This window comes from Halomonas sp. GXIMD04776 (assembly GCF_049808615.1).
In the GTDB taxonomy this organism is placed as follows: Bacteria; Pseudomonadota; Gammaproteobacteria; order Pseudomonadales; family Halomonadaceae; genus Modicisalibacter.
Window position 1 is genome coordinate 1 of sequence record NZ_JBNCAN010000041.1, and the last position, 12,054, is coordinate 12,054.

At 60.6% G+C, this 12,054-nt stretch carries 13 protein-coding genes; 6 read left to right on the forward strand and 7 right to left on the reverse strand.

All coding sequences use genetic code 11. The annotated features are described in order from the left end of the window. The first annotated feature begins 225 nt into the window (after positions 1 to 225). The gene (locus ACPF7Z_RS18955) at positions 226 to 1,641 is read left to right on the forward strand and encodes an FAD-binding oxidoreductase (protein ID WP_425194804.1); all 1,416 of its coding nucleotides are present in this window, start codon (positions 226 to 228) and stop codon (positions 1,639 to 1,641) included. A gap of 162 nt (positions 1,642 to 1,803) precedes the next feature. Here the strand turns inward: ACPF7Z_RS18955 and ACPF7Z_RS18960 are convergent, their stop codons facing one another. Together ACPF7Z_RS18960 and ACPF7Z_RS18965 are read right to left on the reverse strand one after the other, a co-directional pair. Continuing rightward, a complete protein-coding gene (locus ACPF7Z_RS18960) occupies positions 1,804 to 2,595 on the reverse strand; it encodes a DUF2182 domain-containing protein (RefSeq protein ID WP_425194805.1) in 792 nt (263 codons plus the stop codon). 28 nt (positions 2,596 to 2,623) lie between these two features. Continuing rightward, the gene (locus tag ACPF7Z_RS18965; RefSeq protein WP_425194806.1) at positions 2,624 to 3,238 is read right to left on the reverse strand and encodes a DUF1326 domain-containing protein; all 615 of its coding nucleotides are present in this window, start codon (positions 3,236 to 3,238) and stop codon (positions 2,624 to 2,626) included. 185 nt (positions 3,239 to 3,423) lie between these two features. Here ACPF7Z_RS18965 and ACPF7Z_RS18970 point away from each other — a divergent pair, with 185 nt between their 5' ends. Continuing rightward, on the forward strand, positions 3,424 to 4,122 hold the full coding sequence (locus ACPF7Z_RS18970; RefSeq protein WP_425194807.1) for a winged helix-turn-helix transcriptional regulator: 699 nt from the start codon (positions 3,424 to 3,426) through the stop codon (positions 4,120 to 4,122). A gap of 98 nt (positions 4,123 to 4,220) precedes the next feature. On the opposite strand, the gene ACPF7Z_RS18975 is transcribed toward ACPF7Z_RS18970, so the two are convergent. Both ACPF7Z_RS18975 and ACPF7Z_RS18980 read right to left on the reverse strand, forming a co-directional pair. Beyond that, positions 4,221 to 4,613: a type II toxin-antitoxin system HicB family antitoxin gene (locus ACPF7Z_RS18975; protein ID WP_425194808.1), complete on the reverse strand. Its 393-nt coding sequence runs from the start codon at positions 4,611 to 4,613 to the stop codon at positions 4,221 to 4,223. Positions 4,614 to 4,615: 2 nt separating this feature from the next. After that, positions 4,616 to 4,732 (reverse strand): type II toxin-antitoxin system HicA family toxin, encoded by a 117-nt coding sequence (locus ACPF7Z_RS18980; RefSeq protein WP_425194809.1) that lies wholly within the window; start codon positions 4,730 to 4,732, stop codon positions 4,616 to 4,618. Between ACPF7Z_RS18980 and ACPF7Z_RS18985 the strand changes: the two genes are divergently transcribed. Further along, a complete protein-coding gene (locus tag ACPF7Z_RS18985) occupies positions 4,718 to 5,056 on the forward strand; it encodes a BBE domain-containing protein (RefSeq protein WP_425194810.1) in 339 nt (112 codons plus the stop codon). The genes ACPF7Z_RS18980 and ACPF7Z_RS18985 overlap by 15 nt on opposite strands. A gap of 63 nt (positions 5,057 to 5,119) precedes the next feature. On the opposite strand, the gene ACPF7Z_RS18990 is transcribed toward ACPF7Z_RS18985, so the two are convergent. Both ACPF7Z_RS18990 and ACPF7Z_RS18995 read right to left on the reverse strand, forming a co-directional pair. After that, positions 5,120 to 6,460: a glycerophosphodiester phosphodiesterase family protein gene (locus ACPF7Z_RS18990; RefSeq protein WP_425194811.1), complete on the reverse strand. Its 1,341-nt coding sequence runs from the start codon at positions 6,458 to 6,460 to the stop codon at positions 5,120 to 5,122. Positions 6,461 to 6,492: 32 nt separating this feature from the next. Next, a complete protein-coding gene (locus ACPF7Z_RS18995) occupies positions 6,493 to 8,046 on the reverse strand; it encodes a sigma-54-dependent transcriptional regulator (protein ID WP_425194812.1) in 1,554 nt (517 codons plus the stop codon). Between the two features lie 313 nt (positions 8,047 to 8,359). On the opposite strand from ACPF7Z_RS18995, the gene phhA reads away from it, so the two are divergent. From phhA to ACPF7Z_RS19010, 3 genes are read left to right on the forward strand one after another with little or no spacing between them, the layout of a single operon-like run. Then, complete coding sequence (gene phhA / locus ACPF7Z_RS19000) at positions 8,360 to 9,187, forward strand: phenylalanine 4-monooxygenase (RefSeq protein WP_425194813.1); 828 nt, start codon at positions 8,360 to 8,362, stop codon at positions 9,185 to 9,187. Between the two features lie 45 nt (positions 9,188 to 9,232). Beyond that, positions 9,233 to 9,589 carry a 4a-hydroxytetrahydrobiopterin dehydratase gene (locus ACPF7Z_RS19005; protein WP_425194814.1) on the forward strand — a complete coding sequence of 119 codons (357 nt, stop codon included), beginning with the start codon at positions 9,233 to 9,235 and terminating at the stop codon, positions 9,587 to 9,589. Further along, positions 9,573 to 10,763, forward strand: coding sequence for an amino acid aminotransferase (locus ACPF7Z_RS19010; RefSeq protein WP_425194815.1), 1,191 nt, complete (start codon positions 9,573 to 9,575; stop codon positions 10,761 to 10,763). The genes ACPF7Z_RS19005 and ACPF7Z_RS19010 overlap by 17 nt, the downstream gene beginning before the upstream one ends. Positions 10,764 to 10,858: 95 nt before the next feature. Here the strand turns inward: ACPF7Z_RS19010 and ACPF7Z_RS19015 are convergent, their stop codons facing one another. After that, a complete protein-coding gene (locus ACPF7Z_RS19015; RefSeq protein WP_425194816.1) occupies positions 10,859 to 11,893 on the reverse strand; it encodes an SDR family oxidoreductase in 1,035 nt (344 codons plus the stop codon). Positions 11,894 to 12,054: the final 161 nt, after the last annotated feature.

Below are 12,054 nucleotides of genomic sequence, written 5' to 3' on the forward strand. Positions count from 1 at the left end.
ACTGGCGCGGAACTTGACGTTGGGCATGGCACTGTCTGGGTGAATGGCGATATTCGCTATATTGCCATGCAGTTCAGTAGGTTAGAAGCATTCCTGGGGGCCGGTCTCACGGATTCAGGCAAATGAAATAACAGCTGTCACGCCCATGTCACGGCTCTAGGACGCCTGCCTGATAACTTGTGAATGTCATCCAAACAACCACAAGCCATCAAGCAGAGGTGCGTCATGACAACGTCAAACATTCGACAAGCTGATAACCAAGTTGGCGTCTTGCACGCGGAGACGATACAAGCCTTTGCCGAGCGCCTGCGCGGCGAGCTGATTCGACCACAGGATGCGCGTTACGACGAGGCACGCAGGGTCTACAACGCGGTGCACGACCGACGCCCGGCGCTGATCGTCCGAGCCGCCGACGTGGCGGACGTGATGGCAAGCGTTGCCTTCGCCAGGCAGCATGAACTACCGCTCGCCGTTCGCGGCGGCGGTCATAGCGTTCCCGGCTTCGGCACCTGCGACAACGGCCTGGTGCTCGATCTCGGCCGAATGCGCGGCATTCGCGTCGATCCCGAGGCACAGCGGGTTCGTGCCGAAGGCGGCTGCACCTGGGCGGATCTCAATCACGCCACCGCCGCCTTCGGTTTGGCGACCACCGGCGGCATCGTCTCCACCACCGGCATAGGCGGTCTGACCTTGGGCGGGGGCCTGGGCTATCTCGCCCGCCGCTGCGGGCTGTCCTGCGACAACCTCCTGTCGGCGGACGTGGTCACCGCCGAGGGCCGCCTATTGTCCTGCAGCGAAGACCGGCACCCGGAGCTGTTCTGGGCGCTGCGCGGAGGCGGCGGCAATTTCGGCGTGGTCATCTCCTTCGAGTATCGCCTGCATCCGGTGGCGGATATCCTCGGCGGGCCGACCTTCTTCCCCCTCGAGGGCGACGTGCTGCGCCGCTACCAGGAGTGGATCGCCGAGGCGCCGGAGGCCTTGGGCGCGATCCTCGGCATCATCCTGGGGCCACCGCTGCCCTTTCTGCCCGAGCAGTGGCAGGGCCAGCCGGTGATCGTGGTACTGACCTGCTGGAGCGGGCCGGCGAGCGGGGACGAGGCGATACGCGAGCGTCTCGAAAGCCTCGGTCCCGTTCTTGGGCAGTATGTCCAGCGCATGCCGTACCCGGCGATCAATACCCTGTTCGACGAACTGCTGCCCGCCGGGCTCCACCACTACTGGAAGGGTTGTTTCACCCGGCAGCTGACCGATGAGGCGATCGCGGTGCATCTCGAATATGGCAGCCGGATCCCCTGCCTGCAGACCGCGACGCTGCTGTTTCCCATCGACGGTGCCTGCCGGCGCGTCGCCCCCGAGGCCACGGCCTTCGCCTATCGGGATGCCAGCTTCGCCACGGCGCTCGGGCCGAGCTGGCCGGATCCCGCCGACGGCGAGCGCAATATCGACTGGGGTCGCGCCTACTATCAGGCGCTGCAGCCTCACTCGGAGGCGGGCGGCTATGTGAACTTCATGTCCGGAGACGATCATGCCCGGGTGCGGGACAACTATCGGCAGAATTACGACCGGCTGGCCAGGATCAAGGCCCGCTTCGATCCGACCAACCTGTTCCAGCTGAATCAGAATATCGAGCCGCAGCCTTGAAACCGTTGCAAGCCATTAGGGAATTGCTGAATAAATTGCCGAGCGAGATGAAGAGCAAGGCGCACGGCACGCAGAAGACGAGACATAACATGCGGTTAGGCGAGCCTTCGAGTACCGTGCAACGCAGTTATTCGTTCGCGTAGGCATTTATACAGTGATTCCTTAGATGCTACTCAGGATCAAGGCAATACCAACGATGCCCAGCGCCACGCCGGTCACCCGGCCGATGAGTTCTCCTCCAGGCGCCAGCTTCTCGACAAGGACGAAAGCGGCGATCAGCGCGACCCAGGGTAGGTTCATGACGCCAGCGGTGAACAAGAGCAGCATCAAGGCCCAGCAGCAGCCGACACAGAACATGCCATGCTCGCCCCCCATCCAAAAGGCGCCTCGTGTCCCCGGTTGCCAGTGGAACAGGAAGAACTGTAGTGGCGCGCGACATTTTTCCAGACAGGCCCTCTTGAACGGAAGCCATTGATAGATGCCGGCGGCGATAAGCAGGCCACCGCTCAGCAGGGTGCTTGCCGAGCTCATGGCAGGTGTCAGTAAGCGCCAGGTCTCGAAGGCGGCTTGCAGGACGGTCGCCGCCAAGCTGAAGGCCGTCCAGACGGCGAGATAGCCCATCGCGAAGATCCACGCGGAGGGCAAGCCGGAGGCGTTCTCTCGGCTCTTTCTCGTCATCGAGCCGTAGAGCAGGATGGCCGGTGCCGCACTGGGAAGCATCATGGCGACCATCATCAGCGTCCACATGACGAAGGTGAGCAAGAGCGGGCCGACACTCCAGGCGCCGTCAGACGCCTCGGCGACACCCGGCCCCGCCATCTCGCCCATCATCGCGTCCATGCGCTGGGCCTCGAAGCCAAGGTAGAGCCACGCGAGCGTCGCCATGGCGAGCAGGCCGGCGAGCGCGACATGACGTTCGCGTCGCCAGCCACTGCAATCCTTTGCCAAAGTCATCGTAACGACTCCCAAGCGTCATGGGCGCTTATCCCACCCATGAGAAGGGGGCAAAGTGGCCGTTTCTAAGCCCACTGGCGTCTTCCCAGTCGATACCGAAGGCGTGGAAACGACTATGGCTCGCGTTCGCCAAGGCCAGTTTCGCCGATACCGGGTGGGCCGTGTTTTCCAGATAGATCGGCTCGCCTTCCTTGGATACGCTGGGCACCCCCACAAGGGCCTGGTCGACCAGATCCCCCGCCTTGACGGTGTGATTCAGCCCATTCGTTTCGAAGGTGATCGGCCGCTTCTCGACCCCGGCCATTTCACCAACCAGCGGCGCCAGCGCCGCCATGGGCCCGCCCACGGTACCCGAAGCTATCTCGCTGATGGCCTGGGTCTGCGTCTCGTTCGCCTTGTCATCGATAATGAGACCGACCTTGATGTTGCCCTCCGCCATGGGGCCGGGTGAGTGCAGCAACACAAGGAACGCCAAGCCGCTCAGTGACGTGCCCTCCTTGTCGCCATCGTCGATACGCATCGCGATTGCCGCCTTGCAATCGCCTTCGGTGGGTCGCGCGGTCAGGTTCGATCCGATACATGGGCAGATGAAGTCACAGTTGCAGGTTTCCATGTACTGCCCCTCGATATACCAATTCGCCATGTCCGGTTCCTCCCCTCAGAGGTTCACGTTGCGATCGAATGAGATCCGATACACGAGAAAGACTCGCACCGAAGACGGCCTCACGCCAGTTCACGAACTGAACCCTGCCCGATATAGTTTCTGAACTCCTCGTTGAGGCGGCGAATCTGCCAGACTTGGGAGAAAGAGGAGGAAAAGAGACCACGATGACGAACGCGAGCTATCAGCAATTCTGCCCCGTCGCCATGGCGGCGGAAACGCTCTGCACGCGCTGGACGATCGTTCTCTTGCGGGAGCTGGTCGCGGGCTCCACGCGCTTCAACGAACTTCGACGCGGCGTGCCGCGCATGTCGCCGGCGCTCTTGTCGAAACGTCTTTACGAACTCGAGACCGCCGGGATCATCGTGCGCGAGCAGCTGTCGCCGGGGTCGGACATCAACGTGTATCGACTGACACAGGCCGGTCGGGATCTTCAGCCGGTCATCGAGGCCATCGGCATTTGGGGTCAGAAATGGGTCGAGACCGAGCCGTCGCTTGAAAACCTCGATCCCGAACTATTGATGTGGGACATGCGACGCAATCTCGACACCGATCCGGTGCCGGTGGGCCGGACGGTGATCGAGTTCATCTATCCCGAGTTGCCGGCGTCCCAGCGCAAATGGTGGCTCATCGTCGAGCCCGATCGCAGCGTTGATCTCTGCCACATCGACCCGGGCTTCGATGTGGACCTCTACGTCTGCGTCGATCTGCGCACGATGACCGAGATATGGATGGGTCTGAAGTCCGTCGCGCGAGCGGTCGGGGATGGAAAACTCACCATCATCGGCCGTAGCGATCTGGCCGATGCCATGCAGACATGGTTAGGGCTCAGCCCGTTCGCCAAGGTGAGAAAGCTGGCCACTTGAGGACCTCATGGTCCACGGAAGCCGGACAAATGCGCTTTCCCGAGCCGCTGTCAATGGCGCCGTTCAGCGGGTCGACAGGAATGCCATCGCCTGAGCGATTATCGAGACTGGGCGATTTCGTGTTGCGCCGCCAGGGCAAGAAAGGCCGAACGGCTGAGATGGCGCGCTTCGGCGGCTTCGTCGATCCGCGCGACCAGACATTCGGGCAGACTGACATTCACACGCACTGCGCGAGTGCTGATTCTTGACAGGTCTAGGTCGAGCAACATCCAGTACCCTCCTTGGAAGCGCTCGTCATCCTGCCAGTCTTCCGGGGCTGACGGCGCGGGAATGGCCATCTCCTCGCCTTCGAAATACACCTCGACTGCCTCTTGGACCATGCGCGGTAGATCGGCCAGTTCGTCCGCCGCTGAAAAGCACCCCGGAAAATCGGGAAAGGTGACGCCGTAGGCGCTGTCGGCATCCTTGTGAACATAAACGGGGTAGAGCATTTTCACCTCCAGGCCCAGCCGGCTTGGCGATAGATGTTGCGCAGCGTGCCAATGGCGATCTCCTTGCGAGGATGGGGAACGACCACATGCCCTGAACATTCAGGATGCTTGAATTTCATGTGATCGCCCGCCGGCCCGCCGAAACGACACCCTATCCGCATCGCGACGCGGCCTGGGTGCTGAACGTTCAGGCCCGCTGGCGCGACGCCGGTGAAGACGAGCGCCATACCGCCTGGGCGCGGGAGACTTTCGAAGACATGACGCCCTTCACCACGGGTGGGGTTTACGTCAATTTCATCAGTGGCGACGAGGGTGCGGCGCGGGTACAGGCGGCCTACGGTGACGCCACCTACCGGCGGCTGGCGGCACTCAAACGCGAATGGGACCCGCACAATGCCTTCCATCTGAATCACAACATCGCCTCGTCGAACAACGCAGTTTGATTCCGTGCAATGCACGCCAGGTCGGCGACGTCGCTCGTGGTGAGCCACACGGCGTCGTCGGCACTAATAAGTTGTCGAACGTCTCTTGCCACACCCATTGGCCTCGAGGAACAGCGCCCTCCCTTCGACCCCGGTCACGGGCTGGTCGGTGAAGAAGCCATTCACGCCGAGGCCAAGCAGTTGCACCACTTCGCCGGTAAGGGTCTGGGGGATGCCGTTCGGGTGCAGGGTCAGGAACTCCTCCTCGGCGCGCAGCGTATAGGGATGAACGAGCAGGCCTGCGTCGATGGCCTGGGCCAGAAAGTCATGCACCTTGCCGGTCAGGCGTGTAGCGATCTCGGCCTTGCCGTCCCCATCGGCATCGATCGGCTCATCGAGCGTCTCGCGCAACAGGAAACTGTCTTTCCAGGGGCCGATGCCCTCGGCATAATGCTCAGCGATGTAACCCAGCGCTGCTTTCGATACCAGGTCGCTATAGTCGATCTCGGCGGTGATGCCCGGGCCGCCACCGCCGATGATGCCATCGAGTTGGCCATAGATAGCCGTGACATCACCGTTTTCCGCGTTGTAGACCATGTCATAGGGTGCCGAAAAGTTGCTTTCCGGCGGCTGATAGGCGTTGGTGATATCACCCAAGAGCTGCACCAGTGGAAGATCCACGTCGAAGCGCGGCATGATGTCGTTCTGCAACTCGAGCAGATTCTCGACTTCGAAGGACTGGATGAACACGCGATCGGGGTCGGTGAAATCCCGGTCGATCAAGGTCTCGATCAGCATCTCACCGAGGGACATATCGATACGACCGCCGTCGAGGAACTCGCCCTCCTTGGCGAAATAGGTCGGGTGCTTGGTTTCCGGGTAGATGCCGATCTTGCGCTTGATGCGCTTTTCCAGGTCGCGTACCAGGGCGATGACTTCCTCGAGGGTCGGAATCTCGAACTGGCCATCAAATTGGGTGTTGTCCGGACGCGTCTCGGGAATGCGCTCCTCGGCGCGCAGCGTCTTGATCTCCTCGAGGGTGAAGTCCTCGCTGAACCAGCCGCTGGTCGGGACGCCGTCGATGACCTTGGTCGTCTCGCGGTCGGCGAACTCGGGGCGTTCGTCCACGTCCGTGGTACCGCTCAGTTCGTTCTCGTGGCGCACGATGAGCACGCCGTCTTTGGTTGCCACCAGGTCCGGCTCGATGAAGTCCGCCCCCTGCTTGACGGCGAGTTCGTAGGCTTCGAGGGTGTGTTCGGGGCGAAACCCGCTGGCCCCGCGGTGGCCGATGACGATGGGTTTTTCAGCACCGGCAAGACAGGTCTCCCCTCGCCTTTGGTCGTCGGCAAGCACTGGCGCAACATTCAATGCCAGCGCGGAGATCAATCCTGACGAAAGGCTTGCTATCGCAGTCGTGCGTTGCATGACGATACTCTCCTGTTACTCATTGCTAGTTCTTATTCATTGCCGATCTCATAACGCTTGAGCTTATTGGCAATCGTCGTGTGCGACACCCCCAGCCGGCGCGCCAACAGGCGACTCGAAGGATAATCAGGATAAAGCGTTGCCAGTATTCGCTTTTCCACTTCATGGAGCATGTCGCCTAGCGTCCCTTCGAGGTTGAGCTCAGCAAGAGCTGGCGCCTTGTCTGCCTCGGGGAAACGCAGGTGATGGGGTTCGATCACTTCGTCCTCGCACAGCGACACCGCCTGAAACAGCGCGTTCTCGAGTTGGCGCACGTTACCTGGCCAATGATAGGCGGCAAGTTGTGACAGCGCGATGTCGGAAAGTCTCGGCAGGCCGCAGCCAATCTGCCGAGCAGCACGATCGATGAAGTGATTGGCCAGTTCCTTGATGCCATCGAGGCAGTTGCGCAGGGGGGGTATATGCACCGACAGCACGTTGAGACGGTGGTAGAGATCGGGACGAAAGTGCCCTTCGCTGCACAGTTGCGGCAAGTCCTGCTGAGTGGCGCAGATCACCCGCACATCGAGGAAGGTCTCCTCGTCGCTGCCCACGCGGCGAAAACCGCCATCCTGCAGGAAACGCAACAGCTTGACCTGCAGACGCGGGCTCATTTCGCCTACTTCGTCAAGGAAGATCGTGCCGCCCGCAGTCAGCTCCAGCAGCCCCAACTTGCCCTCCGGTCGTGCTCCTTCAAAGGCACCGGGGGCGTAGCCAAACAGTTCGGTCTCGGCCATGGACTCGGGCAAGCCGGCACAGTTAAGGGCCATGAACGGCGCCTGACCGCGAGGACTGGCTAGATGACAGGCACGAGCCAGCAGCTCCTTGCCGGTGCCGGTCTCACCCTCGATCAGCAACGGCGCATCCAGCGGTGCCATGCGGCGCGCCTCGCTGATCACTGTCGCCATGCGCTCACTGGCCTGAAAAATCGCCTCGAAACCTCGCAGTTCCTGGCGCTGCACATGATAGATGCGCTCGCCAACACGATCGGCGCGGTGCAAGGTCACCACCGCTCCGGCCAGCGAGGCAACATCGTCCTTCTCGGTATGCAGCGGGGCGATATCGGCGAGATAGCTGGCCTCCTTTAGCGTGAGGCGCAGACCATTGACCCGGGTGTTATTGCGGCGCATTAGATCGGGCAGATCGATCCCCTGAACGTAGCGGTCCAATGAGAGTCCCGGCACTTCATCCACCCGCACGCCAAGCATCTGTCCTGCCGCGCGGTTGGCGGCGACGATGCGTCCCTCCATGTCGATGGACATTACCGGGTCCGAGAGCGATGACAGCAACGCATCGAGTTCCAAGTGGCGGCGTTCACTGGGCATCAGGCTGACCCGTTTGACGCCGAACACCCCGGGCACCGCCTCGAGGATCGGCTTCAGGGTCGAGAGCTGCGCGTTGAGCAGGTAGGGCACATGTAGGTAGATCGTATTGCCCGCTTCTCCGCCGACCTCGCCCCGGGCCACGTTCAAGCCGTAATCGGCGAAGTGTGAGACGATATCGCGCAGAATACCGATGCGGTTCTGGCAATGAAGCTTGAGACGCATACGATGACTCGATTTGGGCTGAATCGAATTGAAAAGAAGCGACGTGCCGATGAACGAGCATTCGTCACGTCAGCATGACGCATCTGTAAAGATAGCGTGACAGCTAAGGCTTGCTCAAGCGTTGCCTCACGGCTTGGTGGCCTTCCCCAGGCACTGGACCGTGCCGCTGTCAGAAAAACCTTACACTCGATTCTGCCATGCAGTTCAGAACGTTCGGTTCCCCCATTTTCGGACAGGCAGCTTTCGCCCGGCGGGGATATGCTGATAGATAGAAAGCATCCCGTTCACAACATCGCAACTCGGGAGCCCTGACATGAAGAGCCATACCGTGAAGAGCCAAGACACCAAGAAAGCGACTCTCTATCAGGCCCGCGAGCCGGACGCCGAGGGCATCATTCATTATAGCGATAGCGAGCACGACACCTGGCAGGCGCTGATGCAGCGCCAGTTGCCAATCATTGAAGGCCGTGTATGCCAGGAGTATCTCGAAGGTCTTGAGCGCCTGGTCTTGCCGATGGATCACATCCCGCAACTCGGCGACATCGACCGTGTACTGATGCAAACTACCGGCTGGCAGACGGCACGGGTGCCGGCATTGATCCCCTTCGATACCTTCTTTGAACTGCTCGCCAATCGACGCTTCCCGGTGGCCACCTTCATCCGCACGCCGGAGGAGATGGACTACCTGCAGGAACCGGATATCTTCCATGAGATCTTCGGCCACTGTCCGATGCTGACCAACCCCGCCTTCGCCGAATTCACTGCCATCTACGGCAAGCTCGGCCTGGCGGCGAGCAAGCAGGAGCGGGTCTATCTGGCGCGGCTGTACTGGATGACCGTCGAGTTCGGGCTAGTCGATACTTACGCCGGTCGACGCATCTACGGCGGCGGCATCATTTCTTCGCCGAAGGAGACCTTCCACGCGCTTTCCGAAGCGCCGACGCACACACCCTTCGAGCCCCTTGATGCCCTGCGCACCCCCTATCGCATCGACATCCTGCAACCGCTCTACTATGTGATCGACGACCTGCACACGCTGCACGAGCTGGCCGGCCAGGACATCATGGCCATGGTGCACGAGGCCATGAAACTCGGGCTGTTCGAACCTCGATTCAGCCCCAGGAAGGCCGCCAACGCTTGAGAACAGATTCTTGGAACCCACTTTTCATTCTGACAGGAGTCACCCATGAGCCAACTTTCCGAGCAATCCTGCGAAGCCTGTAGCCTTGATGCCCCCAAGGCCACCCAGGAGCAGATCGAGGCCTTCCGGCGCGATATTCCCGAGTGGCAGTTGGTCGAGCGGGATGGCATCATGCAACTGGAGCGGACATTCAAGTTCCGCAACTTCAAGCAGGCCCTCATCTTCACCAATCGGGTGGGTGACATCGCCGAGGAAGCCGGCCATCATCCGGCGCTGCTCACCGAATGGGGCAAGGTCACCGTGACCTGGTGGTCCCATGCCATCAAGGGTCTGCACAAGAACGACTTCATTCTGGCCGCTAGAACCGACGAGGTAGCAGAGTCCAATGTTCGAGCAGATTGAGCGAGTACCCGGGGATGCCATCCTCGGGTTGATCGAGGCCTTCAAGAAGGACACCAATCCCCAGAAGGTCGATCTCGGTGTCGGCGTATACCGTGACGCCAAGGGCAATACCCCCATCATGCGGGCGGTCAAGGAAGCCGAGGCGCTGCTGCTGAAGAACGAGACCACCAAGAGCTATATTGGCTCCCACGGCGATCCTCAGTATGGCGACGTCACCCTTCCCCTGGTACTGGGCGCCGACTCGCCGGTCATCGCCGCAAAACGTGCCAGCGCGACTCAATCGCCCGGGGGCACTGGGGCGCTGCGCCTGGCCGCGGACTTCATCAAGTCCAAACTTCCCGGCAAGGATGTCTGGGTCTCGGATCCGACCTGGCCCAACCATCTGGGTATCTTCCCCGCCGCTGGCCTAACGCTACACAAGTATCCCTACGTCGATGCCGAGAATCGCCTCGATTTCGACGGTATGCTGAGTGCGATTAAGCAGATCCCCCAAGGCGACGTGGTATTGCTGCACGCCTGCTGTCACAACCCGACGGGATTCGACCTCACCAACGATCAATGGCAACAGGTGCTCGAGGTGGTTCGTGAGCGCGGCCTGCTCCCTCTGATCGATTTTGCCTACCAGGGCTTCGGCGACGGCCTTGAGGAAGACGCCTTCGGCGCCCGGTTACTGGCGGAAAACCTCGACGAGGTGCTGATCACCAGCTCCTATTCGAAGAACTTCGGCATCTATCGGGAGCGCACCGGCTGTTTTATCGCCGTCGCCAAGAATACCGAGCAGATGGAGAACGTGCGCTCGCAGATGGCTATCGTCGCCCGGGAGAACTACTCCAACCCGCCGGCCCACGGTAGCGCCATCGTCTGCGAGATTCTCACCTCCGCCGAACTGGCAGCGGTATGGCGCGACGAGCTGACTGACATGCGCGATCGTATCAACGGCCTGCGCCGGGATTTCGTCGAGGCGCTCAAGCCCTATGGGCTGGATAGCACCTTCGCCCACGTGGCCGAACAGCGCGGCATGTTCTCCTACACGGGCCTCACGCCGGATCAGGTAGATCGGCTGCGAGATGAGTATGGCATCTACATGGTGCGCTCTGGCCGCGCCAACGTGGCCGGTCTGTCCAACGAGAACTTGCCTTACGTTACTGAAGCGATTGCCGCGGTCTCGAAGTGATCAAGATCGCAGCAGACTCGCGATCCTAGAGCCGAAACCACTAACGTCCGGAGCAATTTGAAACGCTCCGGGCGTTAGTATTTACAGCACTTTGTTTAGCAGCACAACTCTCGCAAGTGGTTGATATACCATGGCATCGCCTGATGAATACCCTCGACGACCGTATGAGTCGGCGCATAGCCGAGCTTGTCGGCGGCCTTGGCGATATCGGCCTGAGAATGACGCACATCCCCCGGCCGGAAATCCCGGTAAGCCGGTGCCTTATCGTAGATTATCCCCTGTTCCGCCAGCGCATCCCGCAAGTAAGCAAATAGTTCGTTGAGCGTCGTCCGGCCGTTCACCGCGACATTGAACACTTCGCTGTCCATTTCATCACCCGTCAGGGCCGCCAATAGATTGGCCTGAACCGCATTCTCGATGAAACAGAAATCCCGGCTGGTTTCGCCATCCCCATTCACATGAACTGGCTCATTGCGGAGCATCGCCGCCGTCCATTTGGGAATCACCGCGGCGTAGGCGCCTTCCGGGTCCTGACGCGGGCCGAAGACGTTGAAGTAGCGTAATCCCGCTGTTTTCACTCCATAGCAGCGCGAGAAGACCTCCGCGTAGAGCTCGTTGACGTACTTGGTCACCGCATAAGGCGACAGCGGCTTGCCAATACGATCCTCCACCTTCGGCAAAGCGGGATGATCGCCGTAGGTGGAACTCGAGGCAGCATAGACGAAGCGTTTGACGCCGGCCTCCTTGGTGGCCACCAGCATGTTGAGGAAACCGTCGATGTTAGCGGCATTGGTGGCCAAGGGATCGTTCAAAGAGCGAGGCACCGACCCGAGCGCTGCCTGGTGCAACACGTAATCGACCCCCTGCACGGTGCGCTGGCAATCCTCCAACTTCCGGATATCCGCCTCGTGGAAGGTAAAGCGCGTCCACTGCTCGTCACTCACCAGCTCGCGTACCTCGTCGAGATTACGCCGATGACCCGTGACGAAGTTGTCCATACCCACAACTGTCTGGTCCAGCTTGAGCAACCGTTCAAGCAGGTTGGAGCCAATAAAGCCAGCCACACCCGTTACCAGCCAAATCCTCGGATCATTCCTCAGATCCGCCTGAGCTTTTTCATAGATAGTCATATGCATCCGTTCCAAAATTTCAAAATCAACATTAAATTCAAGTAAACCTGAATCCGTGATGCCGGCGTCGACACTTCCCCTATCACCGCCAGCGAGCATTTTCTGACCGCCGATTCCGTCTCACCCGCTGAACGCATACCGGGGAGGACCAACCATGGCGA